Annotated in this window: 21 protein-coding genes and 1 pseudogene; 13 read left to right on the top strand and 9 right to left on the bottom strand. The window is 56.5% G+C overall.

The window, feature by feature from the left end:
* Window positions 1-66: 66 nt before the first annotated feature.
* Together mglA and mglC are read left to right on the top strand one after the other, a co-directional pair.
* Window positions 67-1,587 carry a galactose/methyl galactoside ABC transporter ATP-binding protein MglA gene (mglA, locus tag AC2FAJ_RS07065; RefSeq protein WP_028013859.1) on the top strand — a complete coding sequence of 507 codons (1,521 nt, stop codon included), beginning with the start codon at window positions 67-69 and terminating at the stop codon, window positions 1,585-1,587.
* A 15-nt stretch (window positions 1,588-1,602) separates the two neighbouring features.
* Entirely contained in the window at window positions 1,603-2,613 is a 1,011-nt protein-coding gene (mglC, locus tag AC2FAJ_RS07060; RefSeq protein ID WP_013097952.1) for a galactose/methyl galactoside ABC transporter permease MglC, read from the top strand.
* A 49-nt stretch (window positions 2,614-2,662) separates the two neighbouring features.
* Here the strand turns inward: mglC and AC2FAJ_RS07055 are convergent, their stop codons facing one another.
* The 5 genes from AC2FAJ_RS07055 to AC2FAJ_RS07035 all read right to left on the bottom strand — a co-directional run bounded on the left by AC2FAJ_RS07055 (window position 2,663) and on the right by AC2FAJ_RS07035 (window position 7,120).
* Entirely contained in the window at window positions 2,663-4,051 is a 1,389-nt protein-coding gene (locus AC2FAJ_RS07055) for a glutamine synthetase family protein (RefSeq protein ID WP_041909019.1), read from the bottom strand.
* Between the two features lie 121 nt (window positions 4,052-4,172).
* A complete protein-coding gene (gene sanA, locus AC2FAJ_RS07050; RefSeq protein ID WP_045629865.1) occupies window positions 4,173-4,892 on the bottom strand; it encodes an outer membrane permeability protein SanA in 720 nt (239 codons plus the stop codon).
* 126 nt (window positions 4,893-5,018) lie between these two features.
* Window positions 5,019-5,903, bottom strand: a complete 885-nt coding sequence (gene cdd, locus AC2FAJ_RS07045; protein ID WP_280027931.1) for a cytidine deaminase — start codon at window positions 5,901-5,903, stop codon at window positions 5,019-5,021.
* A 129-nt stretch (window positions 5,904-6,032) separates the two neighbouring features.
* The gene (locus tag AC2FAJ_RS07040) at window positions 6,033-6,728 is read right to left on the bottom strand and encodes a CidB/LrgB family autolysis modulator (RefSeq protein WP_188245683.1); all 696 of its coding nucleotides are present in this window, start codon (window positions 6,726-6,728) and stop codon (window positions 6,033-6,035) included.
* On the bottom strand, window positions 6,725-7,120 hold the full coding sequence (locus tag AC2FAJ_RS07035) for a CidA/LrgA family protein (RefSeq protein ID WP_045629863.1): 396 nt from the start codon (window positions 7,118-7,120) through the stop codon (window positions 6,725-6,727). Before AC2FAJ_RS07035 ends, AC2FAJ_RS07040 begins: the two co-directional genes overlap by 4 nt.
* A 167-nt stretch (window positions 7,121-7,287) precedes the next feature.
* Here AC2FAJ_RS07035 and dusC point away from each other — a divergent pair, with 167 nt between their 5' ends.
* The 5 genes and pseudogenes from dusC to AC2FAJ_RS07010 all read left to right on the top strand — a co-directional run bounded on the left by dusC (window position 7,288) and on the right by AC2FAJ_RS07010 (window position 14,252).
* Window positions 7,288-8,220 (top strand): tRNA dihydrouridine(16) synthase DusC, encoded by a 933-nt coding sequence (dusC, locus tag AC2FAJ_RS07030; RefSeq protein ID WP_222566986.1) that lies wholly within the window; start codon window positions 7,288-7,290, stop codon window positions 8,218-8,220.
* A gap of 338 nt (window positions 8,221-8,558) precedes the next feature.
* Window positions 8,559-9,866 carry a carbohydrate porin gene (locus tag AC2FAJ_RS07025; RefSeq protein WP_485453993.1) on the top strand — a complete coding sequence of 436 codons (1,308 nt, stop codon included), beginning with the start codon at window positions 8,559-8,561 and terminating at the stop codon, window positions 9,864-9,866.
* Between the two features lie 155 nt (window positions 9,867-10,021).
* Window positions 10,022-10,855, top strand: coding sequence for a BglG family transcription antiterminator LicT (gene licT / locus AC2FAJ_RS07020; protein WP_041909031.1), 834 nt, complete (start codon window positions 10,022-10,024; stop codon window positions 10,853-10,855).
* Window positions 10,856-10,879: 24 nt separating this feature from the next.
* Window positions 10,880-12,845: pseudogene (bglF, locus tag AC2FAJ_RS07015) on the top strand (PTS beta-glucoside transporter subunit IIABC).
* Between the two features lie 12 nt (window positions 12,846-12,857).
* The gene (locus tag AC2FAJ_RS07010; protein ID WP_248112489.1) at window positions 12,858-14,252 is read left to right on the top strand and encodes a glycoside hydrolase family 1 protein; all 1,395 of its coding nucleotides are present in this window, start codon (window positions 12,858-12,860) and stop codon (window positions 14,250-14,252) included.
* A gap of 39 nt (window positions 14,253-14,291) precedes the next feature.
* Here AC2FAJ_RS07010 and yohP read toward each other — a convergent pair whose 3' ends face one another.
* The gene (gene yohP / locus AC2FAJ_RS07005; protein ID WP_015572324.1) at window positions 14,292-14,375 is read right to left on the bottom strand and encodes a small membrane protein YohP; all 84 of its coding nucleotides are present in this window, start codon (window positions 14,373-14,375) and stop codon (window positions 14,292-14,294) included.
* Window positions 14,376-14,579: 204 nt separating this feature from the next.
* Here yohP and mdtQ point away from each other — a divergent pair, with 204 nt between their 5' ends.
* Window positions 14,580-15,998 (top strand): multidrug resistance outer membrane protein MdtQ, encoded by a 1,419-nt coding sequence (gene mdtQ / locus AC2FAJ_RS07000; protein ID WP_485453957.1) that lies wholly within the window; start codon window positions 14,580-14,582, stop codon window positions 15,996-15,998.
* A gap of 50 nt (window positions 15,999-16,048) precedes the next feature.
* Window positions 16,049-16,813, top strand: coding sequence for an SDR family oxidoreductase (locus AC2FAJ_RS06995; protein ID WP_319879163.1), 765 nt, complete (start codon window positions 16,049-16,051; stop codon window positions 16,811-16,813).
* A 56-nt stretch (window positions 16,814-16,869) separates the two neighbouring features.
* Here AC2FAJ_RS06995 and AC2FAJ_RS06990 read toward each other — a convergent pair whose 3' ends face one another.
* Window positions 16,870-17,442 carry a DedA family protein gene (locus tag AC2FAJ_RS06990; RefSeq protein ID WP_028013848.1) on the bottom strand — a complete coding sequence of 191 codons (573 nt, stop codon included), beginning with the start codon at window positions 17,440-17,442 and terminating at the stop codon, window positions 16,870-16,872.
* A gap of 157 nt (window positions 17,443-17,599) precedes the next feature.
* Between AC2FAJ_RS06990 and AC2FAJ_RS06985 the strand changes: the two genes are divergently transcribed.
* Entirely contained in the window at window positions 17,600-18,187 is a 588-nt protein-coding gene (locus AC2FAJ_RS06985) for a Yip1 family protein (RefSeq protein WP_028013847.1), read from the top strand.
* A gap of 167 nt (window positions 18,188-18,354) precedes the next feature.
* A complete protein-coding gene (pbpG, locus tag AC2FAJ_RS06980; protein ID WP_028013846.1) occupies window positions 18,355-19,278 on the top strand; it encodes a D-alanyl-D-alanine endopeptidase in 924 nt (307 codons plus the stop codon).
* Window positions 19,279-19,371: 93 nt separating this feature from the next.
* Here the strand turns inward: pbpG and AC2FAJ_RS06975 are convergent, their stop codons facing one another.
* Together AC2FAJ_RS06975 and dld are read right to left on the bottom strand one after the other, a co-directional pair.
* Window positions 19,372-19,926 (bottom strand): GNAT family N-acetyltransferase, encoded by a 555-nt coding sequence (locus AC2FAJ_RS06975; RefSeq protein ID WP_028013845.1) that lies wholly within the window; start codon window positions 19,924-19,926, stop codon window positions 19,372-19,374.
* Between the two features lie 112 nt (window positions 19,927-20,038).
* Window positions 20,039-21,787: a D-lactate dehydrogenase gene (gene dld, locus AC2FAJ_RS06970; RefSeq protein WP_041909041.1), complete on the bottom strand. Its 1,749-nt coding sequence runs from the start codon at window positions 21,785-21,787 to the stop codon at window positions 20,039-20,041.
* A 189-nt stretch (window positions 21,788-21,976) separates the two neighbouring features.
* On the opposite strand from dld, the gene bglX reads away from it, so the two are divergent.
* Window positions 21,977-24,274 (top strand): beta-glucosidase BglX, encoded by a 2,298-nt coding sequence (bglX, locus tag AC2FAJ_RS06965; RefSeq protein ID WP_041909044.1) that lies wholly within the window; start codon window positions 21,977-21,979, stop codon window positions 24,272-24,274.
* Between the two features lie 146 nt (window positions 24,275-24,420).
* On the top strand, window positions 24,421-25,338 hold the full coding sequence (gene osmF / locus AC2FAJ_RS06960) for a glycine betaine ABC transporter substrate-binding protein OsmF (protein ID WP_041909045.1): 918 nt from the start codon (window positions 24,421-24,423) through the stop codon (window positions 25,336-25,338).
* Window positions 25,339-25,346: the final 8 nt, after the last annotated feature.

Raw genomic sequence — 25,346 nt, 5'->3', positions numbered from 1 at the left:
TCTTCACTGGGCGCAATTCGTTGCGCCCTTTTATAACGCGATATGCGAGGCCAACAAGGTATAATTATGGTCAGCACAACTACTCAGTCGTCCGGTGAATACTTGTTGGAAATGACAGGCGTCAACAAGTCCTTCCCCGGTGTTAAGGCACTCGATAATGTTAATTTAAAAGTCCGTCCTCACTCTATTCATGCATTAATGGGGGAGAACGGTGCGGGTAAATCAACGTTATTAAAATGTCTTTTTGGGATCTATCAAAAAGATTCTGGCAGCATTCTTTTTCAGGGGAAAGAAATCGATTTCCATTCAGCGAAAGAAGCGCTGGAAAACGGTATCTCGATGGTTCACCAGGAATTAAACCTGGTACTGCAACGCTCGGTAATGGATAACATGTGGTTGGGACGTTACCCAACCAAAGGTGTGTTTGTCGATCAGGACAAAATGTATCGCGACACCAAAGCGATTTTCGATGAGCTGGATATTGATATCGATCCGCGCGCCCGCGTGGGGACATTATCCGTTTCCCAGATGCAGATGATCGAAATTGCCAAAGCGTTCTCCTATGATGCGAAAATCGTCATCATGGATGAACCCACCTCGTCATTAACGGAAAAAGAGGTTAATCACCTTTTTACCATTATTCGTAAGCTGAAAGAACGCGGCTGCGGCATTGTGTACATCTCGCACAAAATGGAAGAGATCTTCCAGCTGTGCGATGAAATTACCATCCTGCGCGACGGCCAGTGGATTGCCACGCAGCCGCTTGAAGGGCTGGACATGGACAAGATCATCGCCATGATGGTCGGCCGTTCCCTGAACCAGCGCTTCCCGGACAAAGAGAACAAGCCGGGTGAAGTAATTCTGGAAGTACGCAATCTGACCTCGCTGCGCCAGCCGTCCATCCGCGATGTTTCTTTCGACCTTCACAAAGGCGAAATTCTTGGCATTGCTGGCCTGGTAGGGGCAAAGCGTACCGACATCGTGGAAACCCTGTTTGGCATCCGCGAGAAGGCCGACGGCACCATCACGCTGCACGGGAAGAAAATTAACAACCATAATGCCAACGAAGCCATTAATAACGGTTTTGCGCTGGTGACGGAAGAACGTCGCTCGACCGGTATTTATGCTTATCTGGATATTAACTTTAACTCGTTAATCTCTAATATTCGCAATTACAAAAATAAAGTCGGGCTGCTGGATAACTCCCGCATGAAGAGCGATACCCAGTGGGTAATTGACTCCATGCGCGTGAAAACGCCTGGCCACCGTACCCAAATCGGTTCGCTTTCCGGTGGTAACCAGCAAAAAGTTATTATTGGCCGTTGGTTATTAACCCAGCCAGAAATTTTGATGCTGGATGAACCGACCCGGGGTATTGACGTCGGCGCGAAGTTTGAAATTTATCAGCTGATTGCCGAGCTGGCGAAAAAGAATAAAGGGATCATTATTATTTCTTCCGAAATGCCGGAACTGTTAGGGATCACGGACCGTATTCTGGTTATGAGCAATGGTCTCGTTGCCGGTATTGTTGACACCAAAACGACAACGCAAAATGAAATTTTGCGTCTTGCGTCTTTGCACCTTTAAGATCAGGGGCTCCTCATGAGTGCGTTAAATAAAAAAAGTTTTCTCACTTACCTGAAAGAAGGCGGTATTTACGTTGTTCTTTTAGTCCTGCTGGCCATTATTATTTTCCAGGACCCTACGTTCTTAAGCCTGCTGAACCTGAGTAATATTCTGACCCAGTCCTCCGTGCGTATCATCATTGCGCTGGGCGTGGCGGGCCTTATCGTCACCCAGGGGACGGACCTTTCTGCCGGTCGTCAGGTCGGCCTGGCGGCGGTTATTGCGGCAACCCTGCTGCAGTCGATGGAAAACGCCAACAAGGTGTTCCCGGAGATGGCGACCATGCCGATTTTCGTGGTGATCCTGATTGTCTGCGCCATCGGGGCGGTGATTGGCCTGATCAACGGTATTATCATCGCTTACCTGAACGTGACGCCATTTATCACTACGCTGGGTACGATGATCATCGTTTATGGTATCAACTCCCTGTACTACGACTTTGTGGGCGCGTCGCCGATTTCGGGCTTTGACAGCGGCTTCTCCACCTTCACGCAGGGGTTTATCGCGCTGGGCAGCTTCCGCCTGTCGTACATTACCTTCTATGCGCTGATTGCGGTGGCGTTCGTCTGGATCCTGTGGAACAAAACGCGCTTCGGTAAAAACATCTTCGCTATCGGTGGTAACCCGGAAGCGGCGAAAGTGTCCGGGGTAAACGTTGCCTTGAACCTGCTGATGATTTACGCGCTGTCCGGTGTGTTCTACGCCTTCGGCGGGATGCTGGAAGCAGGCCGTATCGGCTCCGCAACGAACAACCTTGGCTTCATGTACGAGCTGGATGCGATTGCGGCCTGCGTGGTCGGCGGCGTCTCCTTCAGCGGCGGGGTGGGTACCGTGCTCGGCGTGGTCACCGGTGTGATCATCTTTACCGTCATCAACTACGGTTTGACCTACATCGGCGTGAACCCGTACTGGCAGTACATCATCAAGGGAGCCATCATCATCTTCGCGGTGGCGCTGGATTCATTGAAGTACGCCCGTAAGAAGTAATCGTCACTCGCCATACCCGGCCCGCTCACCGAGCGGGCTTTTTTATGGCCTATGCCAGATGGGACTCTTCTTGCGTCACAATGCGCTCAAACCACTCGAGTTCAGAAAGCTTGCAGGCAACCCACTGTTCGGAGAAGGCGTCGCCTAGGCTGTCGGTGAGATACTGACAGCGGGCGAAGGCCTCAATCGCCTCCTGCTGGAACAGCGGGAGTTCTGGTTGGTCCTGCTGCGGTTCCGGGAGTTCCCCCTCGTCGATATGTTCCAGCCCGTACAGCATGCCGGTCAGGATTGTGGCCGCCACCAGATACGGATTCGCATCGGCTCCGGCCAGTCGGTACTCGATACGACGGTTACTCTCTTCCGAGCAGGGAATGCGCAGGGCAGCGGAGCGGGTGTTATAGCCCCACGAGTTAAAGACGGGTTCCGTCAGGTTTTTTCGCAGGCGACGAAACGCGTTGACCCCCGGCGCTAGAATGGCGACGGAGGCGGGCATCAGCGCCAGCTGGCCCGCGATGCACAAGCGCATCATGCTGCTCAGCGCGTTCACCGGCGAGGCAAAAACGTTCTCGCCACGGCTGTTGTTCAGGCTGAAATGGATGTGCAAACCGCTGCCGGAGAGCTGGCTGAAGGGCTTAGCCATAAAGTTAGCCTGAAGACCGTGCTTTTCAGCGACATAGCGGGTCAGGCGGCGCAGGGCCAGCACGTTATCACAGACCTCTACGACGCGCTGGCTGTGCTTCAGGTTTAATTCGTACTGTCCGGACTCGGCTTCCGCTACCACCCCTGACAGCGGGATGCGCTGAAGGTGCGCCAGCTGTTCCAGCTCGTCAAAAAGCGCCGCGTGCGCCGACGAGGTGTCCATGTGAAAACAGCCCTGATTTTGCGGATCGCGATCGCCCTGTCCCGTCAGGTAAAACTCTATTTCCGGGGCAATGACCGGGAAAAGGCCGTGCTGGTGGAAGCGGGCCACGACGTTCTGCAGTATCGCGCGTGGCTCAAGCGGGCAGGGGTTACCGTCGCTATCCTTCATCGTCAGCAGGATCTGCGCGGTATGCTCCGGATCCTGCGGACAGGGACGCAGAGAACCGGCGACCGGGACGCACAGCCGGTCGGGTTCATCATAAAGCGGGGCGGCGATTTTTCCCTTCTGATCCATGGAGTAGACGGAAAGCGGAAAATAACAGCCTTTTTCCAGACTCAGCATGCTCTCCACCGTGAGGCGCTTGCCGCGCATCGTGCCGTTGATATCGTTCAGGTAAACGTCAACGTGTTTCGTCTGCGGGTAGCGTTCCAGATAGTCGGCCACTTCCACGGTAACATTGTGCTGCAGGGCGTCAATTTTTTCATCCAGCCAGAGACCAGAATTAAGTGCGCCGGGGAGTGATAATCCGGGGAAGTTAAAATACGGGCGAAGACTTTTGAGGAAAAACGCATTCATTATCGAGTTCATAGTCATTCTTCAATGAAGCCGTAGCGGCAGTGAACTCAGGTTAAAAGAGCTGGCGTAAAGGGCGGATAAAAAGCGTCAGTACCGGCGTAAAGAAAGTATAAAGGCAGGCCTATTTTTTCTCTTTTTTCTGCATATCCAGCAGCTGCTCCGGCGTCACCGCCGGGTAACCCTGCGCGTCTTCCGGCACTTCATGCATTGCCGGAATCGGCACCAGAGGGCCTAAAAAGCGCGGTTCGCGTTTGAAGATATAGAGATCGGCCAGGGCGCCAAAGCGGGCACCAAACTCGCGGACGCGCACGCTCAGCATATCTTTTGGCGACGGCACCGCATAGCACTGCGCCTGAATGCCCATATGCAGGGCGATAAACAGCGCGCGCTCGCAGTGGAAGCGTTGGGTGATGATGATAAAGTCGTTGGTATCGAAGACTTTGCGCGTGCGCACGATGGAGTCCAGGGTGCGGAACCCGGCGTAGTCGAGCACGATATCGGCCGGATCGACGCCTGCGGCAATCAAATCCTTCCGCATCGTCACCGGCTCGTTATAGCTTTGCAGCGCGTTATCACCGCTCAGCAGCAGGTAGTTCACCTTGCCGCTGTTGTAGGCGTTCAGCGCGCCCTGAATGCGGTAGCGGTAATACTGGTTGATCACCCCTGTGCGGTAATACTTGGCGGTGCCGAGCACCACGCCCACCTGACGATAGGGCAAGTCCTGCAAGTCATCAAAGATGTAGGGGGCCGTTTTCCAGCTCATCCAGCGGTCGAGACCCAGCACGATAAACAGCAGTATGCCGACCAGGACAAACAGGCTGTAAAAAACGCGCTTTAACATGAAGATGGCTCGTTCGTGGATGAAATTTAACTCAGGCTACTTTACCCGCCTGGTTAGCGCAAGAAACAGCGACTCAACTGAGGGGTTTTTCAGCAACGTGGCGGACATTTCTGTCCGCCGGAAGGTTTACGCCAGCAGGACGCGGTCGATCGTCGTGCAGCCTAACGCCTTGAGCGTTGCGGCGGTAGCATCCCACTGAATCAGCGGCGCATCGGCTTTTTCGGCCAGAATGGCACGCTGAATGTCCGGATAATCGTAGCCGTTCAGGCTCAGCAGGTTGAGTGCGCCCTGCAGCGGCGGCAGCGTTGGGTTAAACGCGGCGTTTTCCGCATAGCTGCCGGTGAAGATACGGCCATCGCGGCACTGCAGTGCCACGCCGCTCGGGGAGTTGCTGTAGGGGGTGTGGCTCTTGTTCGCCGCGCGTATGGCCGCCTGGTTCAGGTCATCGCCGGACAGGGCGAAACCGTGATCCTGCTCGTCCATCAGCAGCGTTTTAATCTCAAGATCTTTCGGACCGAAGGCGTCAGGCAGGTAGTCCCCCAGCGTGTGCGGCGCGCGGCCCGGCAGGTTAATGCGCAGCTGCAGCCCGCTGTTCAGCTCGTTCATAAACTGGCGGCAGTGGCCGCATGGGGTGTAGTTTACGGTGATGGCGCTCAGGGCTTTCTCACCGCGCAGCCAGGCGTGGCTGATGGCGCTCTGCTCGGCGTGAACGGTCTGCTGCATGGTTGCGCCGAGGAACTCCATGTTCCCGCCGAAGTACCAGGTTCCGCTGACGCCGCGCGCGATGGCGCCGACGTTGAAGTGGGAAAGATCGGCCCGGGCGCAGGCGGCAGCCAGGGGCAGCAGTGCGAAAGCCAGCGCGTCTTCATCCAGCCCGGTTGCCTGTTTAAGCACCGTGACCTGCTCCGCCGTCAGCAGGGCGGGGAAATGTGCATCTGCCAGAACGGGAGCGAGGGCTGACTGCAAATTCTCTGCAAGCTGAGCGAAGGCAGCTTGAAAACGTGGGTGCATGGCGTTTGCCTCATAAAGGTTAATGGATCGGTAGTTTACGGAGCCGCAAGGCCTTTATATGTGATCCAAATCTCATTATGTATGCAACTTATGAAATCAAACTGAAATTTGCGCGACGCATCGCAAATTTTAGCCCATCGCCGCCAGAATCAGCGGGAAAATGAACGGGGCGAGCAGGGAGGTGATAATCCCGCAGATCACCAGCGCAAGCGAGCTAAACGCCCCTTCCTGATAGTCCAGCTCCGCGCAGCGAGCGGTACCCAGCGCGTGCGAGGCGGTGCCCATCGACAGCCCGCGCGCCGCTTTGGTGTGAATACGCATCCCGTTCAGCAGGGTGTGGCCAAACACCGCGCCGAGAATACCGACGAAAATCACGCACATCGCGCTGATGGCCGGAATACCGCCGAGGCTGCCGCCTACCGCCATTGCGATAGGCGTGGTCACTGATTTAGGCAGGATAGAGGCGGCAATTTGCGGGGAGGCCCCCATCAACAGCGCCACCGACGTGCCGGTGATCATCGCCACCAGGCTTCCCACAAAACAGATAGTAATGATGGACTTCCAGCGTGCGCGGATCTGGTGCAGCTGCTCATATAAAGGAAAGGCAAGCGCGACAACGGCGGGCTGCAGGAGGTCGTTTAAAATTTTGCTGCCCGCAAAGTAACGCTCATAAGGAATGCCGGTGAGCAGCAGGAAGGGAATAATCACCACCATCGCCACCAGCAGGGGGTTCAGCAAGGGCATTTTAAATCGTGCGGCAAGCTTGCGCGCGGCGAAGAATACCAGCAGGGTTAACGGCAGTGACCACCAGATATTAGCCATCATTTTTTTGTTTTCTCCCCGACCACGTTACGTTCTCCATGTACCAGATGAGAACTCCAGCTCACCACCAGGAAAACCACCAGCGTACTCACCGCGCAGGAGACCACAATCGGGCCGAACTGGGCCTTGAGCAAATCAAAATACTGCATGACGCCCACGCCGATAGGCACGAACAGCAGCGCCATATAGCGAATGAGGACGAAGCAGCCGGGATTGACCCACTTTGCAGGCAGAATTTGCAGCGCCAGTAAAACGAAGAGGATCAGCATACCGATAATGCTGCCGGGAATGGTGATAGGCAGCAGCGACGCGATGAAAATGCCGGCATACAGGCAGGCGTAAATCAGGACGAATGCGCGCAGATATTGCCAGATAATGTTCAATGATTTGCTCATGGTGAAAGTCCTTGATGAAACGCATTCATCATACAATTAAACCCGAAAATGTGCTACGGATCACATCATGAATTTTGAGCATATCAGACATTCCGAATTGGAACGTCGGGCTTTCCACACACAAACAGAGCAGATACTATAGCGCGTCTTTTTTCACAGGTACTGTTATGCGTGTTTTACTGGCCCCAATGGAAGGCGTGCTCGACTCTCTCGTGCGCGAGCTGCTTACCGAGGTGAACGACTACGATCTCTGCGTGACGGAGTTTTTACGCGTGGTCGATATGTTGCTGCCAGAAAAGTCATTCTATCGTCTCTGCCCTGAATTGCATCGCCAGAGCCGGACCCCTTCCGGCACGCTGGTGCGTATTCAGCTGCTCGGCCAGTATCCTGAATGGCTGGCGGAAAATGCCGCCCGCGCGGTAGCGCTTGGCTCTTACGGGGTGGATCTCAACTGCGGCTGCCCGTCGAAGCTGGTGAACGGTAGCGGCGGCGGGGCGACGTTGCTGAAAGATCCTGAGCTGATTTACCGCGGCGCGAAAGCCATGCGTGAGGCCGTGCCCTCGCATTTGCCGGTGACGGTTAAGGTGCGCCTGGGGTGGGACAGCGACGCGCGGCAGTTTGAAATTGCCGATGCGGTACAGCAGGCCGGTGCCACCGAGCTGGTGGTGCACGGACGTACTAAAGAAGATGGCTATAAAGCCGACCGCATTAACTGGCAGGCGATTGGCGAGATCCGCAAACGCCTCAGCATTCCGGTTATCGCCAACGGTGAAATCTGGGACTACGAGAGCGCGCAGGCGTGCATGAAAGAGACGGGCTGCGACGCGGTGATGATAGGCCGCGGCGCGCTGAACGTGCCGAACCTCAGCCGGGTGGTGAAATATAACGAGCCGCGCATGCCGTGGGCAGACGTGGTCACGTTGCTGCAAAAATACAGCCGTCTGGAAAAGCAGGGCGACACCGGTTTGTATCACGTCGCGCGCATCAAACAGTGGCTCAGTTATTTACGCAAAGAGTACAGCGAAGCGTTGGATTTATTTCAGGAGATCCGCACCTTACAAATTTCTGCCGATATTGCGCGTGTCATCCAGTCAAAATAATAAGCGTTAATTTGCTCACACTTTTTTAAAATATAAAACGATGCAGGTTTTCAAGGTGGCGCGACGGTGTTAAGGTGCCACTGTTTTCAACGCAGGATTGTTACTGGTTAACAGGCAAAACCTAAGCGTTTCACAGCATTAACCGCTGTGGAGCGCTTAGGTTTTTTTTTGCCTGTCATTCACGAAGGAGGGCCATTTGGCCTAACGCTTTTTGCTGGAACGAATAATCAAAATACGACGGGAAATAACAAATTTCCTGCGAACGGTTACGCATTAATACTCAGCTACAGGTTGCTATTATGACAAATAAATATAATCTTTGTGCCCTCGCTTTATTGATGATATCGCCTTTAACAGTGGCGCAGGAGTGGAATGAAACGGTATTAGGGTTTGAAGCCCCGCCGGAGCCTGTTCTGGGCGAAATGCTCGGCATACGCAAAATCCTTAACGATAACGGTTTTACCTATAACCTCGGATACCTCAATGAAATTGGCTGGAACGGCGGCGGCGGATATAACCACGACTCCCACGTGGCCTATATTGACCAGTTCGCGCTGACCTTCCACCAGGATCTGGCGCGCTGGACGGGCATCCCGGATGCGCGTATTGAGGGGAATATCGTCAACCGCAACCACAATGACGACCTCACCACTAAACGCGTGCAGGATCCGCGCGTGAACTTCAACGATTTGACCCAGGAAAGCTGGGGCGGGCAATCCATAACCCGTCTGGGCTGGCTGACGTTTGCCCGCAGCTTTGACGACCGACGCCTCACCTGGCGTATCGGCATGATGAACAAGGTGCAGACCTTCGATCAAATCATCCCGTGCGACTTCCAGATGCTCTCCCAGTGCGGTGGGAAATCGGCCAACTCGCTGACCTGGAACAACTGGAACGTTCACACCTGGGGCACCACGCTGGAGTATAAGCTCACGCCAACCGTCACCTTAAAAGGCGGCGTGATGGAGCAAAACCCGGACGCCTCCAGCCGCAGCCACGCGTGGAGCTGGTCGACGAAGGGCAGCAAAGGAATCTTGCTCCCGGTCGAAATCGAAGCGCGTCCGCTGATTAACGGCCTGCCGGGCGCCTATAACCTCGGCGTGGTGTTTACCAACGCGCCGCAAACCGATCTCTATAGCGGTGCATCGGGCGGAGCGGGCGCCACCGATCCGGACGGTTACGAGAAGCATAACCGTACCTGGTTTATGTACGCCGGGCTTAACCAGCAGATCACGCAGCACAAGGACGATCCGAATCGCGGGTTGAGCACCTCGGTCAGCATGAGCCTTGCGGATCAGCGCAGCAATTACATGCATCAGGTCTACGCCGCCTCGCTGCGCTATCGCGGGCTGTTTGACGCTCGCCCGGAAGACTGGATTGGCTTCGGGCTGACCTGGATTGATATGAGCAGCCAGTACGCCCGCAACCAGCGCTATATGAACAGCCTGAGCGGCGTGTCGGACTATAACGATCCGGCGTACCATCCGGTGCCGGGCCACTCCCTGAACGGTGAGTTTTACTATCGCTTCCGTCCGGTGTCGTGGCTGGAGCTGCAGCCGGGCATTCAGTACTGGCACCATCCGGGCGGCGTATCCCGGACGCAGGATGCCTGGGTGACGGAGCTGAAAACCGTCGTGACGTTCTAGCAATGTCGATCTGCGTCACGTTTTTTACCCGTGACGCATTGAGGCTACGAATGAAACTGATAGAGTGCCAGAACTGGATTGTTACTGCTTCGGCAGGCAAAACCTGATTTTCTGGCTTCTGCCGGAGGTCAGGTTTTTTTGTTTCTGGGGTTCCGATGAAAATCGCCAAGATACTCAATAATAACGTGGTGGTTGTCCAGGATGAGCGCGGGCGCGAACAGGTGGTGATGGGCCGCGGGCTGGCCTTTCAGAGGCGCGTGGGTGAAGCGCTGGATACCGCGCTGATTGAAAAGGTGTTTGCGTTACAGAGCGATGAGCTGGTGCAGCGTCTCGGTGAACTGCTGAGCCAGATCCCGCTGGAGGTGATGACCACCTGCGACCGCATCATTGGGCTGGCGGCGCAACGGCTGGGGAAATTGCAGGAAAGTTTGTACATCACCCTGACCGACCACTGCTACTTCGCGATTGAGCGCCAGAAGAAAGGGCTGGCGATTAAAAACGTGCTGCTGTGGGACATCAAGCGCCTCTATCCGAAGGAGTTTGAGCTGGGGCAGGAGGCGAGGGCCATTATCGCCAAACGCCTGAACGTCGAGCTGGCTGAGGACGAAGCAGGGTTTATCGCGCTGCATCTGGTCACCGCGCAGTTGAACAGCGAAATGCCGGAAGTGATGCACGTGACAAGAGTGATGCAGGAGATCCTGCAGCTGGTGAAGTATCAGCTACAGCTGGAGTACGACGAAGAGTCGCTCAGCTATCAGCGTTTTGTCACGCATCTGAAGTTTTTTGCCCAGCGGATGCTGACCCGCACCGTGGTGGACGATGACGACGTCTCGCTGCATACCGCGGTAAAGGACAACTACGCGAAAGCGTGGAAATGCGCCGAGAAAATCGCGCAGCACCTGAACAAAAGCTATCAGCGCGAGCTGACGACCGAAGAAATTATGTTCCTCGCCATTCATATTGAACGGGTGAGAAAAGAGGGGCGTTAAGCCTCAAATCTGGATTGTTACTGCATAACGCAGGCAAAACCTGGGCGCGGCCTCCGCAAGGAGGACGTTCTCGGGTTTTTTTATTTTTATACTCAGTCAACAGGTGCCTGCGGGCATCGGATGTAAGGAAATCGAGATGGAATACCAGGCGTTAGCAAAGGATATTCTCGGCCACGTTGGCGGAAAAGAGAACATTGTCAGCCTTGTCCACTGTGCGACCCGGCTTCGCTTTAAACTGAAAGATAAACAGAAAGCGGACGCCGAAGGGCTGAAGAAAAACCCGGGCGTGATTATGGTGGTCGAAAGCGGCGGCCAGTTCCAGGTGGTGATTGGTAACCACGTACACGACGTCTGGCAGGCGGTACGTAGCGAGGCCGGGCTCACCGACGACGCGCCGGCCGTGGAGGAGAAGGGCGAGAAGGGCAACCTGCTGGGCCGCCTGATCGACATCGTCTCCGGAATTTTCACTCCGTTTATCGGCATTCTGGCGGCCTCCGGTATTCTGAAAGGGCTGCTGGCGCTGGCGGTGGTCTGCGACTGGCTCACTCCTGAAAGCGGCACCTATAAAATCTGGTTCGCCGCGAGCGACGCGCTGTTCTTCTTCTTCCCGCTGGTGCTGGGCTATACCGCGGGGAAAAAATTTGGCGGCAACCCGTTTATTACGATGGTGATCGGCGGGGCCCTCACGCACCCGATGATGATCGCTGCGTTTAATGCCAGCCAGCAGCCGGGGGCGTTTACCGATGCGTTTCTTGGTATACCGATCACATGGTTTAACTACAGCTCGTCGGTGATCCCGATCATTCTCGCCGCGTGGGTAAGCTGCTGGCTGGAAAAACAGAGCACCAGGCTGCTGCCGTCCTCGATGAAGAACTTCTTCGCGCCGCTGATTTGCTTAGGCGTGACCGTGCCGCTGACCTTCCTGGTCATTGGCCCGCTGGCGACCTGGCTCAGCCAGATGCTGGCCAACGGCTACCAGTGGGTTTATGTCCTGGCACCGTGGCTGGCGGGCGCGGCGATGGGGGCGCTGTGGCAGGTCTGCGTGATCTTCGGCCTGCACTGGGGGCTGGTGCCGCTGATGATTAACAACCTGGCGGTGCTGGGCCATGACTCCATGCTGCCGATGCTGCTCCCGGCGGTGTTTGGCCAGGTGGGCGCGGCGCTGGGGATTTTCCTGCGCACCCGCGACGCGCGCCAGAAAATGCTGGCCGGTTCGTCCGTGACGGCGGGGATTTTTGGCATCACCGAACCGGCCGTGTACGGGGTTAACCTGCCGCTGCGCCGTCCGTTTATCTTTGGCTGCGTCGCGGGTGCCGTCGGCGGCGCGATAGTCGGCTTTAGCGACACTCATGTCTATTCGTTCGGCTTTGCCAATATTTTTACCATCGCCCAGATGATCCCGCCGGGCGGCGTAGACGCCACCCTGTGGGGCGGCATTATCGGCACCGTCGTGGCGCTGGTGCTGGGCTGCGTCCTGACGCTGGTGGCGGGCATGCCAGCACGCTCAGCGCCCGAGGCGGTTGCGCCAGCGGGTGAAAACGATGTGCTGGCACCGATGACCGGTACCGTGCTGGCGCTCGATCAGGTGCCTGATACCACCTTTGCCAGCGGCCTGCTGGGCAGCGGTGCCGCCATCATTCCCTCCGACAACAGGGTGGTTGCCCCGTTTGCGGGCGTTGTTGCCTCTCTTTTCCAGACCAAACACGCCATCGGCCTGCTCAGCGACAGCGGCATTGAAGTGTTAATCCACGTGGGGATCGACACCGTGAAGCTCGATGGTAAACCGTTTACCGCCCATGTGAAGGTGGGCGACAGGGTGCAGCCGGGCGACCTGCTGCTGGAGTTTGATCGTCAGGCGATTATCGATGCCGGATACGACCTGGCGACGCCGATCATTATCAGTAACAGCGACGAGTATCGCGCGGTGGCGACCGTGGCGGCAACGTCCGTCAACGCCGGTGCACCGCTGCTCAGCGTAAGCCATCAATAACAGGAGAACGTGATGAAAACTTTCCCGGATGATTTTTTATGGGGCGGCGCGGTTGCCGCGAACCAGGTAGAAGGCGCATATCTGGAGGATGGCAAAGGGCTTTCCACCTCAGACGTCCAGCCGCAGGGGGTCTTTGGCCCGGTGGTGGAGCGCATGGCGGGCGACTGCGGGATTAAAGATGTGGCGATAGATTTCTATCACCGCTACCCGGAAGACATCAAACTCTTTGCCGAAATGGGCTTTAGCTGCCTGCGCGTCTCCATTGCCTGGACGCGTATCTTCCCGAACGGCGACGAGCAGACGCCAAACGAAGCGGGTCTGGCGTTTTACGACAGGTTGTTTGACGAACTGGCCGCGCACGACATCACGCCGCTGGTCACGCTGTCGCATTACGAAATGCCGTGGGGGCTGGTGAAACAGTACGGCGGCTGGGGCAGTCGTCAGACTATCGGCTTCTTTGAGCGCTACGCCCGCACCGTCTTTGCGCGCTACAGGGAGAAGGTGAAGCTGTGGCTGACCTTCAACGAAATCAACATGTCCCTGCATGCGCCGATGACTGGCGTGGGCCTGCCGGAAACCAGCAGCAAAGGGGAAGTGTATCAGGCGATCCACCATCAGCTGGTGGCCAGCGCGCTGGCGGTGAAAGCCTGCCACGAGATTATCCCGGATGCAAAAATTGGCAACATGCTGCTGGGCGGCCTGATGTACCCGCTGACCTGCAGGCCAGAAGACGTGCTGGAGGCGCTACAGGAGAACCGCGCCTGGCAGTTCTTTGGCGACGTGCAGTGCCGCGGGGCGTACCCGGGGTATATGCTGCGCTTCTTCCGCGACAGCGAAATTGAGATTGATATCACCGACGCCGACCGCGAGGCGCTGAAATCCACCGTCGATTTTATCTCGTTCAGCTATTACATGACCGGCTGCGTGACGACCGATGACGAGTTGAACCAGCAGGCGCGGGGCAACATCCTGAGCATGGTGCCAAACCCGCATCTGGCAAGCTCAGAGTGGGGCTGGCAGATCGATCCGGTTGGCCTGCGTACGCTGCTGAACGTGCTCTGGGATCGTTATCAGAAGCCGCTGTTTATCGTCGAGAACGGCCTCGGCGCGAAGGACAAACCGGACGCCGACGGCGTGGTGCAGGATGATTACCGCATCAGCTACCTTAACGACCACCTGGTGCAGGTGCGCGAGGCGATTGACGACGGCGTTGAGGTAATGGGATACACCAGCTGGGGGCCCATCGACCTGGTCAGCGCCTCCAAAGCGGAACTGTCCAAGCGCTACGGCTTTATTTATGTGGACCGCGATGACAGCGGTAAAGGCACTCTGGCCCGCAGCCGCAAAAAGAGTTTTTACTGGTATAAAGAGGTGATTGCCACGAAGGGGGCATCGCTGAAAGCCTGAAAGGAATAACGTCGCCCGGCGCAGTGCCGGGCAAATAAATCAGAAAATCATTTTGAATACGCCGGTAACCACTAACAGCCCTATCAAAAATATAATTAAAATAACCCACAGTAATATTTTCATTCCCTTCTCCTGCCCGTGTATGACACTGAATAAGTGTAGCAGCCAATTCATAATTGGAATGGATATGTTGAATTTATTCATTGGGGTTAGGAATAAATTGCCGAATATGAAAATGTATGACAATTTGCGGATTGCCACGCGTTACTAAAAAACGGAATGGCATCAAGCGTAATTTGCGCCTTTAATTTTTTGAGTTATGGCGTAATGAAACGTTCTCTTATTTTATCTCTGAGTGCTCCTCTTGTCTTAATGCTGGCTGCCTGCGCGCCGGAACATGCCAGCGTGTCGCCGATTAAAACGCAAGCCACTGCGGCGTCGGTAAATACACAGCTAAGTCGAACCAACTGGCCGAAAAACGAATGGTGGAAAGACTATAACGATCCGCAGCTTAATTCTCTGATCGCGAAGGCGCTAAATGATGCGCCGGATATGCAAATCGCCCGACAGCGTATTACGCTCGCGGAAGCGCAGGCGAAAGCCACCCTGGCGGCAGACGGCCCTCAGATGGATTTTTCCGCCGATGCGGAGCGGCAGAAGATGTCTGCGGAAGGGCTGATGGGGCCCTTCGCCATTACCGATCCGGCCGCGGGCACCACCGGGCCGTGGTATACCAACGGTACCTTTGGCCTGACAGCGGGCTGGGATCTCGATTTGTGGGGAAAAAACCGCGCGCAGGTTGAAGCCCGTATCGGCAAGGTCAACGCCCAGAAAGCTGAGATGGAGCAGACGCGTCAGCTGTTGGCCAGCAGCGTCGCGCGGCTTTACTGGGAGTGGCAGACCCAGGCCGCGGTGGGGGACGTTCTCGCACAGATTAAACACGAGCAGGAAAATATCATCGGTGCCGACCGCGAGCTGTATCAGCACGGGATCACATCTTCGGTAGAAGGTGTCGAAACCGATATCAATGCCAGTAAAACCGAAGAGCAGCTTGCCGGGGTAAAAGGCAAAATGAAAGCCGTTGAGGCACGTCTGCAGGCCCTGACTAATACCTCCTCAATGAAACTGACTCGCCATGCTTTACCGGCAGCAGAAGCGGCGTTGCCTACCACGCTGGGATACGAGCTGCTGGCTCGCCGCCCGGATCTGCAGGAGGCGCACTGGTACATTGAAGCTTCCCTGAGCGAAGTGGATGCCGCCAAAGCCGCCTTCTATCCCGACGTGAATCTGATGGCATTCTTGCAGCAGGATGCCCTGCATCTGAGCGATCTGTTCCGTTCCTCCGCCCAGCAAATGGGCGTCACCGCCGGGCTGACGCTGCCGATCTTCGACAGCGGCAGGCTGAATGCGAATCTGGATATTGCCCAGGCGCAGAACAATCTGTCGGTGACGAACTACAACAAAGCGGTGGTCGATGCCGTTAATCAGGTGGCGCGCACGGCCAGCGAAGTTGAAACCCTGACCGCAAAAAATCAGCAACAGCAGCAGGTCGAGAAAGATGCCGCGCGCGTGGTGGCACTGGCACAGGCGCGCTTTAGCGTCGGGATTATTGCCGGTTCCCGCGTCAGCGAGGCCAAAATTCCGGCACTCAAGGAACATATCGCTGCACTGACCCTGAAAGGGCAGTACGTGGATGCCACGCTACAGCTGACGTCCGCGCTGGGCGGTGGCTATCATCACGGCTAAAAAGGGTGATTATCTATACTTACCTCTTTGCACATTTTCAGGAGGTGAGTATGAACAGAGTAGCGATTGTAACCGCATCGGATTCCGGGATCGGTAAAACCACGGCGCTGATGCTGGCAGAGCGCGGGTTTGATATTGGCGTCACCTGGCATTCGGATGAAAAAGGGGCGCTGGAAACCTGCCGCGAAGTCGAAGCGCGGGGGCAGCGCGCGGAGGCTATCCATCTTGATTTAGGCACGCTCCCGGACGGCGCTGAAGCCATTGAAACGCTCATTGCGCGTTTCGGCCGGCTGGACGTGCTGGTTAACAATGCCGGAGCGATGACCAAAGCGCCATTTCTTGAGATGGCGTTTGACGACTGGCGGAACATTTTTACCGTCGACGTGGACGGCGCGTTTCTCTGCTCGCAGATTGCGGCACGGCAGATGGTGAAGCAGGGGGAAGGGGGGCGGATTGTGAACATCACCTCGGTGCATGAGCACACGCCGCTGCCTGATGCCAGCGCTTACACGGCTGCGAAACATGCGCTCGGCGGCTTAACCAAATCGATGGCGATGGAGCTGGTGAAGCACAAGATTCTGGTGAACGCCGTCGCGCCGGGGGCCATTGCCACGCCGATGAACGATATGGACGACAGCGAAGTGAAGGAAGGGTCAATGCCGGAAATTCCGCTGGCAAGGCCGGGCCACACCAAAGAAATCGCCAGCCTGGTGGCGTGGCTGTGTGACAGCGACGCCAGCTATACCACAGGGCAATCGTTTATCGTCGACGGGGGCTTTATGCTGGCGAACCCGCAGTTTAAGCCGGAAGGGTAACAGGTTTCCCCTCAATGTATCCCTCTCCCCAAAGGGGTGAGGGGCACCAGGCTGACTCACTCCTCATCCCGCTTCTTCTCTCTGTGCCGCATCCACAGCCTGACCCCAATCACCGCCACAACCACCAGAATCAACCACGCCCAGTGCTTCAGGTGCTGGTCAAGGTTATGCAGCCACGGGCCAATCACCTCGCCACCCACGTAACCAAGCGTCGTGAAGATCAGCGCCCAGGCTATCGCGCCAACAATATTCAGCGGCAGGAAAATTTTTGGCGGCAGGCGGCTGGCACCAATCAGTATCGGCCCGATAATCCTGAAGCCGTACATAAAGCGGGTACCAATCACGAACAGATAAGGGTGACGCTGGATCAGGCGCTGCGCGCGGTTGATTTTCTTTTTGTGTTTAACGAAACGCTTGAGCAGCGTCGGCCCAAAGCGCAGCCCCAGGAAGTAGAGCAACTGATCGCCAATCATGCCGCCCAGCGCGACCGCAGCGACGACCAGCGGAAACTTGAGTAATCCCTGATGCGCGGCGACGCCGCCCAGCAGCGTGATGGTTTCACCTTCCGCCACGCTGCCGATGACCAGCGCGGCATATCCATATTGTTCAATGAGTGCGTTAATATCCATTACCTAACGGTTATCTCCCTCTGCGTACCTCGTTTAATCATATACCTCATGAATCAACCGCGCGGCAATCAACGGAAATTTCCCACTGTACATAAAATAATCTAAAGCCTGCATTATACTTAAGGTATCGCTGACGGGCCGACAACAAGGGGGCGCTATGAACCATGTCTGGGGACTTTTCTCCCATCCCGATCGTGAAATGCATGTCATCAAAAGTGAGAACGAAACGGTCTCGCATCATTACACCCACCATGTGCTGCTGATGGCCGCGGTGCCGGTAATATGCGCGTTTATTGGCACAACACAAATCGGCTGGAACTTCGGTGACGGTACCGTGGTTCAGCTCTCCTGGTTTACCGGGCTTTATCTGGCCATTCTCTTTTATGGCCTGATGCTGGCAGGGGTGGCGGTCATGGGGCGCGTCATTCACTGGATGGCGCGTAACTACCCACAGCGCCCATCGCTGGCACACTGCATGGTCTTCGCCGGATACGTCGCGACCCCGCTGTTCTTAAGCGGTATTGTCGCGCTCTATCCACTGGTCTGGCTGTGCGCGCTGATCGGTACTGTTGCGCTCTTTTACACCGGTTATCTGCTGTATCTGGGCGTTCCAACCTTCCTGAATATCAATAAAGAAGAGGGCCTGAGCTTCTCCGGTTCCACGCTTGCCATCGGGGTGCTGGTTCTGGAGGTGTTACTGGCACTGACGGTTATTCTTTGGGGTTATGGATACCGTCTCTTCTAAGCTCACTGCATTGCTGGCGTAAATGCCAGCAATGCAGCATCTGTTCACGATTATCCGCTGGCGACAAAGCACGGTGACCGCTATGATGCCGAAGCCAGCCTGTGTTTATCCGTCGACGCAGGCGGTGTACGTCATTACGTGCGTGAATAATTATCAGAAGTCTCACCATGCTGAAATTTCGTGTCTCCTTACTTAGCCTGGCGCTGCTGCTGGGCGCGTCCGCTGCCGTGCCAGCTGTCGCCAAAACGCCCGCGGTGACCACCGCTGCTGCCCAGCCGCAAATTGCGTCCGGCAGCGCGATGATTGTTGATCTCAACACCAATAAGGTGATTTACGCCAGCCACCCGGACCTGGTGCGCCCGATCGCCTCAATAACCAAATTAATGACCGCGATGGTGGTGCTTGATGCTCGCCTGCCGCTGGACGAAAAGCTGAAAGTGGATATCAGCCACACGCCGGAGATGAAAGGGATCTACTCTCGCGTGCGCCTGAACAGTGAAATCAGCCGTAAAAATATGCTGCTGCTGGCGCTGATGTCGTCCGAAAACCGTGCGGCGGCAAGTCTGGCGCACCACTATCCTGGCGGTTACGATGCCTTTATCCGCGCGATGAACGCCAAAGCCAAAGCGCTGGGGATGAGCAATACTCATTTTGTTGAACCGACGGGTCTGTCGATTAACAACGTCTCCACGGCCCGCGATCTGACAAAACTGCTGATTGCCAGCAAGCAGTATCCGCTGCTCGGCCAGCTCAGCACCACGCGTGAGGACATGGCGACATTCTCGAATCCGTCTTACACGCTGCCGTTTCGCAACACGAACCATCTGGTGTACCGCGAGAACTGGAATATTCAGTTAACCAAAACCGGGTTTACCAATGCGGCAGGCCACTGCCTGGTGATGCGCACCGTGTTTAACGGTAAGCCGGTGGCGCTGGTGGTGATGGATGCCTTCGGGAAATATACCCACTTCGCGGATGCGAGCCGCCTGCGGACCTGGATTGAGACCGGGAAAGTGCAGCCCGTTCCGGCTGCGGCATTGACCTATAAAAAGCAGAAAGCGGAGCAGATGGCGACGGCGCAAAACGATTAATTCCCCTCTGCGCGTTGATGCCCTCACCCCGACCCTCTCCCACGGGAGAGGGAGAAAACACTAAAAACGGTAACCCAGGTTACCGTTTTACGTTTATTCCGGCAGCGTCCAGTCCCCATCGTTGAGCGGGCGCTGCATTATCACCGTATCCCGCCAGTCGCCTTTCTTATACCCCACGCTGCGAAGCTGACCGACAATCTCAAAGCCGTGTTTTTTATGCAGCCGTAACGAGCCGGAATTATTATTGCCATCTCCCACAACGGCAATCATCTGCCGCCACGGGCCCTGCTCGCAGCGCGCGATCAGCGCGTTCATTAATGCAGTGCCAAAACCGCGTCCGGTGATGCTGGCATCCACGTAAATCGACTCTTCCAGAGTATAGCGATAGGCCTGACGCGGTCGGTAAGGGGTGGCGTAACAATAGCCCACCACGATGCCGCGATAGAGCGCGATGAGCCACGGTAAACCGTTCTCGGCCACGCTTTTCATGCGCTGACGCATTTCGTCGATGGTGGGGGGGACTTCTTCGAATGACGCGCGTCCGTGAAGCACATGCCAGGCATAGATGGCGGCGATGGCATGCACATCATCGGGAAGGGCGTCGCGCACTTCCAGTTCGGTTTCGGATAAAACATCAACAGCCGACATGATGCGCCTGCTCCTCATTATAGAATGCCGGAGAAACATTTCTCCGGCGACAGACCGCTACTCTATTACGATAAAGGCGCGCGAAACAATCTCTCAAATTTGGCTGTAGGGTTTAATCAGACGCTTGCGTTATGCGCTGCTCCGCGTCTGCACTCTCTTTCCAGTATTTCTTCCGCGTTGTTTTCCCTATGCCGGGGTTCATGCTGTTTGTAGGGTCATTCTCGCGATAAAACTGCTTAAGGGCGTCAGGGGCTTTATAAAGATGCCCGACGTTGTGTTCCGCAGGATATTGTGCGCCACGCTCGCGCAGCAGGGCGAGCATCTGCTCCTTCAGTTCATGAGCATCTACCCCTTTTTTGACGATGTAGTCCTGATGGAAGACGTAGCACATAAAGTGGCCGTAATAGAGTTTATGCACCAGCTTGCTGTCGATTTCCGGCGGCAGATGCTCAAACCATTCGGTGTCGTTGCGTCGCAGGGCGATATCCAGCGCCAGAATATCTTCCACTTCTTCGGAATGCACCGCCTGGTAACGGATAGCGGCACCCGCTGCGGCGAAGCGGTGCAGGAAGGCTTTGCTGCCTTCTTCCGGCGTGCAGGCAAAGAAATCACCCTCAGCCGTCCTGAAGAACTCGGTCAGCCAGCTCTGCGCTTCGGCGATCCCGTCCCCGGCCATTTTCAGCAGCAGGTGATGTTCGTACTTATCACGCCAGGTTTTCATTCGCTCCGGCAGATGCGCAGGGAAAACGTTGCCCAGCTTCTGCATAAAGCGGTCGGTGAAGTGGGGCTTGAACAGCGACACTTTCTCCAGCATCGCGTCGGTGCGGCCCTTCATGGTGAAGAAAAACGGCATTTTGTCGGTGCCAAGCTTATCGATCATCAGGAAAGTGTCTTTCCCGTAGCGCTCCGCGATGTCGTAAATATCCCGATGCATGTACTCGCCCGCCACCGGCAGGTGGGTGAATTCGCCCAGAATATGGCGACGAATTTCGGTCAGAACCTCAGGCTGATTGGTGCCGATGTAAAATACTTGCTGCTTTTTCTCTGCCGGGAAGGTGTCGAGACGCACCGCAAAAACGGCCAGCTTGCCCGCGCAGCCGGACGATTCAAACAGGCGATCCGGATCGGCGTTGTAGCGCGCCGGGGTATCGGCCTCGATATCGCGCACGCGGGTGATGTAATCGTGGTCGTGCGCGTGGCGACCGTCGTGCTGCACGTCTTCGTCCCTCACGCGGTCGTCGTCGAGCTTGCTGAGGATCTGTTCCGGCGTCACGCCCAGATCGATGCCCAGGTGGTTCACCAGCGTCAGCTTGCCGTTTTCATCGATGCGGGCAAAAAGTGACATTTCGGTATAGGCCGGGCCGCGCTGGACCAGCGAACCGCCGGAGTTATTGCAAATCCCACCGACCACCGAGGCGCCAATGCAGGAGGAGCCGATCACCGAGTGCGGCTCGCGGCCCAGCGGCTTAAGCGCTTTTTCCAGCGAGTAGAGCGTGGTCCCCGGGAACGCGAGCACCTGCTCGCCTTTGTCCAGCAGGTGCAGCTTGTCGAGGCGCAGGGTGCTGATAATCACGATATCGCGATCGTAATCGTTGCCGTTCGGCGTGGAACCTTCGGTCAGGCCGGTGTTGGCCGCCTGCATTAAAATAATCTTGTCCGCCGCAACGCAGGCGCTCAGCACGCGCCACAGCTCCAGCAGCGTGCCGGGGAAGACCACCGCCAGCGCGTCGCCCTGGCCGGAGCGGAAACCCTTACGGTAGCGGGCGGTTTTGGCCGGGTCGGTAAGCAGGTGAGAGGAGCCAACCAGGCGCGACAGTTCGTTAATAAATGTTTTGTTATCGTCAGTTCGAACAGAAGTCATCTTCCACTCCTTGTGGTGGGGCAAATTTCTCGCTGTAAAGCATAGCGCGATTAACTGTTCAGCGGTCGAGTATTCACGAGAAAAATCAGAGAATAACCCTGCAACGTTCAGAGGGTTTATGGCACACTGCGCTTTTCGCACGGTCTGGCCGGGTGCTTCCCACGGTTATTGATGAGAGAGAATAACAACATGAAATGGCTATGTTCTGTAGGTGTCGCCGTCAGCCTGGCGCTGCAACCTGCGCTGGCAGAGGATTTGTTTGGTAATCACCCGCTCACGCCTGAAGCCCGCGACGCGTTTGTCACGGAGTTGCTTAAGAAGATGACGGTCGATGAAAAAATCGGCCAGCTGCGTCTGATCAGCGTTGGCCCGGATAACCCGAAAGAGGCCATCCGCGAGATGATCAAAGAGAACCAGGTGGGCGCGATTTTTAACACCGTCACCCGCCAGGATATCCGCGCCATGCAGGATCAGGTGATGCAGCTCAGCCGTCTGAAAATCCCGTTGTTCTTTGCCTATGACGTGGTGCACGGCCAGCGTACTGTCTTCCCGATCAGCCTCGGCTTAGCCTCCTCGTTTAACCTCGACGCGGTGAAAACCGTCGGGCGCGTGTCGGCCTATGAAGCGGCGGACGACGGCCTGAACATGACCTGGGCACCGATGGTGGACGTCTCGCGCGATCCGCGCTGGGGCCGCGCCTCGGAAGGCTTCGGTGAAGATACCTATTTAACGGCCACGATGGGCAAAACCATGGTGGAAGCGATGCAGGGCAAGAGCCCGGCGGACCGCTACTCGGTGATGACCAGCGTTAAACACTTCGCGGCCTACGGCGCCGTGGAAGGCGGTAAAGAGTACAACACCGTCGACATGAGCCCACAGCGCCTGTTTAACGACTACATGCCGCCGTACAAGGCAGGGCTGGATGCGGGCAGCGGCGCGGTGATGGTGGCGCTGAACTCGCTGAACGGCACGCCTGCGACCTCCGATTCCTGGCTGCTGAAAGACGTGCTGCGCGACCAGTGGGGCTTTAAGGGCATCACCGTTTCCGACCACGGCGCGATTAAAGAACTGATCAAGCACGGCACGGCGTCCGATCCGGAAGACGCGGTGCGCGTGGCGCTCAAGTCCGGCATCAACATGAGCATGAGCGACGAGTACTACAGCAAATACCTGCCGGGGCTGGTGAAGAGCGGCAAGGTAACGATGGCGGAGCTGGACGATGCCGCGCGCCACGTGCTGAACGTGAAATATGACATGGGGCTGTTTAACGATCCGTACAGCCACCTGGGGCCGAAAGATTCTGACCCGGCGGATACCAACGCCGAAAGTCGCCTGCACCGTAAAGAGGCGCGTGAAGTGGCGCGCGAAAGTCTGGTGCTGCTGAAGAACCGCCTCGACACGCTGCCGCTGAAAAAATCCGGCACTATTGCTGTGGTCGGCCCACTGGCTGACAGCAAGCGCGACGTGATGGGGAGCTGGTCTGCTGCGGGCGTGGCCGATCAGTCCGTTACCGTCCTGACCGGCATCAAGAGCGCCGTCGGTGAAAACGCCAAAGTGGTGTACGCCAAAGGGGCGAACGTCACCGACGATAAAGACATCGTCACCTTCCTCAACCAGTACGAGGAAGCGGTGAAGGTCGATCCGCGCACGCCGAAGGAGATGATCGACGAAGCGGTCAACGCGGCGAAGCAGTCTGACGTCGTTGTCGCGGTCGTGGGGGAAGCGCAGGGTATGGCGCACGAAGCTTCCAGCCGTACCGACATTACCATCCCGCAGAGCCAGCGCGATCTGATCGCCGCCCTGAAAGCGACCGGCAAGCCGCTGGTGCTGGTGCTGATGAACGGTCGTCCGCTGGCGCTGGTGAAAGAGGACCAGCAGGCTGACGCCATTCTGGAAACCTGGTTCGCCGGCACCGAAGGCGGTAACGCCATCGCCGACGTATTGTTTGGCGATTACAACCCGTCGGGCAAGCTGCCGATGTCCTTCCCGCGCTCCGTCGGGCAGATCCCGGTTTACTATAGCCACCTGAATACCGGCCGCCCGTACAACGCCGACAAGCCGAACAAATACACGTCTCGTTACTTTGACGAAGCTAACGGCCCGCTCTACCCGTTTGGTTATGGCCTGAGCTACACCACCTTCAAGGTTTCTGAGGTGAAAATGTCGGCGCCGAGCCTGAAGCGTGACGGCAAGGTCACCGCCAGCGTCGAGGTGACCAACACCGGCAAGCGTGAAGGGGCAACGGTGATTCAGATGTACGTGCAGGATGTCACCGCCTCGATGAGCCGTCCTGTGAAGCAGCTGCGCGGCTTTGAGAAGGTCAATCTCAAGCCTGGCGAAACCAAAACCATCAGCTTCCCGATTGACGTGGATGCGCTCAAGTTCTGGAACCAGCAGATGAAATATGATGCGGAACCGGGCAAGTTTAACGTCTTTATCGGGGTGGATTCCGCCCGCGTAAATAAAGGCGAGTTCGAGCTGCTGTAACCTTTCCCTCCTTTGCATCCCCCGTCCATCGGGGGATGCGTCTTACCTTATGCTAAAAAGGCATTTTGCCGGGTAAATCCGCCGTTTTAAGCTACGCTTTTCTCTCAAGCCTCTGAAAAAGGCAGCAAAAAAATGAGGATAGCGGAATGACGATTAAATCGGGGATGGTAGTTTCTGCGGCGCTACTCGCGGCGCTAAGCCTGCCTTTACAGGCGGCGGAGCCGGTAAAAGTGGGCTCAAAGATCGATACCGAGGGCGCGCTGCTCGGGAATATTATTCTCCAGGTGCTGGAAAGCCACGGCGTGAAAACCGTCAATAAAGTTCAACTGGGCACCACGCCCGTCGTGCGCGGCGCGATTACCTCCGGCGAGCTGGATATCTATCCTGAATATACCGGCAACGGCGCGTTCTTCTTTAAAGAAGAGAACGATCCAGCATGGAAAAACGCCAAAGCTGGCTATGAAAAAGTCAAAAAACTCGACGCGGAACAGAACAAGCTGGTCTGGCTGACCCCGGCCCCGGCCAACAATACCTGGACTATCGCCGTGCGTAAGGACGTGGCGGAGAAAGGGAAGCTCACCTCGCTTGCGGATCTCAGCCGCTACCTGAAAGAGAAGGGCGACTTCAAGCTCGCGGCGTCCGCGGAGTTTATCGAGCGTCCTGACGCGCTGCCGGCGTTTGAAAAAGCCTACGACTTCAAGCTCGACCAGGCACAACTGCTCTCGCTGGCGGGCGGAGATACGGCGGTAACCATTAAGGCGGCGGCGCAGCAAACCTCCGGCGTTAACGCGGCGATGGCCTACGGCACCGACGGCCCGGTCGCGGCGCTGGGCCTACAAACCCTGACCGATCCAAAAGGCGTTCAGCCGATCTACGCTCCAACCCCGGTTGTGCGTGAGGCGGTACTGAAAGCCTACCCGGATATTGCTGAATGGCTCAAACCAGTCTTCGAAAAGCTGGATGAAAAAACGCTGCAACAGCTGAATGCCAGCATTGCCGTCGAGGGACTGGATGCCAAAAAAGTGGCCGCCGACTTCCTGAAACAACAAGGGCTTGTGAAGTAACGGGAAAG

This window comes from Enterobacter cloacae complex sp. 385G4 (assembly GCF_057320665.1).
This window is presented reverse-complemented; position numbering and strand designations above follow the sequence as displayed.

Bases quoted from the DNA above. Each gene is read 5' to 3' on its own strand.
- yohP (WP_015572324.1), bottom strand. From the start codon at position 14,375: ATGAAAATATTACTGTGGGTTATTTTAATTATATTTTTGATAGGGCTG.
- AC2FAJ_RS06975 (WP_028013845.1), bottom strand. From the start codon at position 19,926: ATGTCGGCTGTTGATGTTTTATCCGAAACCGAACTGGAAGTGCGCGAC.
- AC2FAJ_RS07040 (WP_188245683.1), bottom strand. From the start codon at position 6,728: ATGATGGCTAATATCTGGTGGTCACTGCCGTTAACCCTGCTGGTATTC.
- AC2FAJ_RS06995 (WP_319879163.1), top strand. From the start codon at position 16,049: ATGAACAGAGTAGCGATTGTAACCGCATCGGATTCCGGGATCGGTAAA.
- pbpG (WP_028013846.1), top strand. From the start codon at position 18,355: ATGCTGAAATTTCGTGTCTCCTTACTTAGCCTGGCGCTGCTGCTGGGC.
- mglC (WP_013097952.1), top strand. From the start codon at position 1,603: ATGAGTGCGTTAAATAAAAAAAGTTTTCTCACTTACCTGAAAGAAGGC.
- AC2FAJ_RS07055 (WP_041909019.1), bottom strand. From the start codon at position 4,051: ATGAATGCGTTTTTCCTCAAAAGTCTTCGCCCGTATTTTAACTTCCCC.
- osmF (WP_041909045.1), top strand. From the start codon at position 24,421: ATGACGATTAAATCGGGGATGGTAGTTTCTGCGGCGCTACTCGCGGCG.
- dld (WP_041909041.1), bottom strand. From the start codon at position 21,787: ATGACTTCTGTTCGAACTGACGATAACAAAACATTTATTAACGAACTG.
- AC2FAJ_RS06985 (WP_028013847.1), top strand. From the start codon at position 17,600: ATGAACCATGTCTGGGGACTTTTCTCCCATCCCGATCGTGAAATGCAT.
- AC2FAJ_RS07035 (WP_045629863.1), bottom strand. From the start codon at position 7,120: ATGAGCAAATCATTGAACATTATCTGGCAATATCTGCGCGCATTCGTC.
- bglX (WP_041909044.1), top strand. From the start codon at position 21,977: ATGAAATGGCTATGTTCTGTAGGTGTCGCCGTCAGCCTGGCGCTGCAA.
- AC2FAJ_RS07025 (WP_485453993.1), top strand. From the start codon at position 8,559: ATGATATCGCCTTTAACAGTGGCGCAGGAGTGGAATGAAACGGTATTA.
- mglA (WP_028013859.1), top strand. From the start codon at position 67: ATGGTCAGCACAACTACTCAGTCGTCCGGTGAATACTTGTTGGAAATG.
- mdtQ (WP_485453957.1), top strand. From the start codon at position 14,580: ATGAAACGTTCTCTTATTTTATCTCTGAGTGCTCCTCTTGTCTTAATG.
- dusC (WP_222566986.1), top strand. From the start codon at position 7,288: ATGCGTGTTTTACTGGCCCCAATGGAAGGCGTGCTCGACTCTCTCGTG.
- cdd (WP_280027931.1), bottom strand. From the start codon at position 5,903: ATGCACCCACGTTTTCAAGCTGCCTTCGCTCAGCTTGCAGAGAATTTG.
- licT (WP_041909031.1), top strand. From the start codon at position 10,022: ATGAAAATCGCCAAGATACTCAATAATAACGTGGTGGTTGTCCAGGAT.
- AC2FAJ_RS07010 (WP_248112489.1), top strand. From the start codon at position 12,858: ATGAAAACTTTCCCGGATGATTTTTTATGGGGCGGCGCGGTTGCCGCG.
- sanA (WP_045629865.1), bottom strand. From the start codon at position 4,892: ATGTTAAAGCGCGTTTTTTACAGCCTGTTTGTCCTGGTCGGCATACTG.
- AC2FAJ_RS06990 (WP_028013848.1), bottom strand. From the start codon at position 17,442: ATGGATATTAACGCACTCATTGAACAATATGGATATGCCGCGCTGGTC.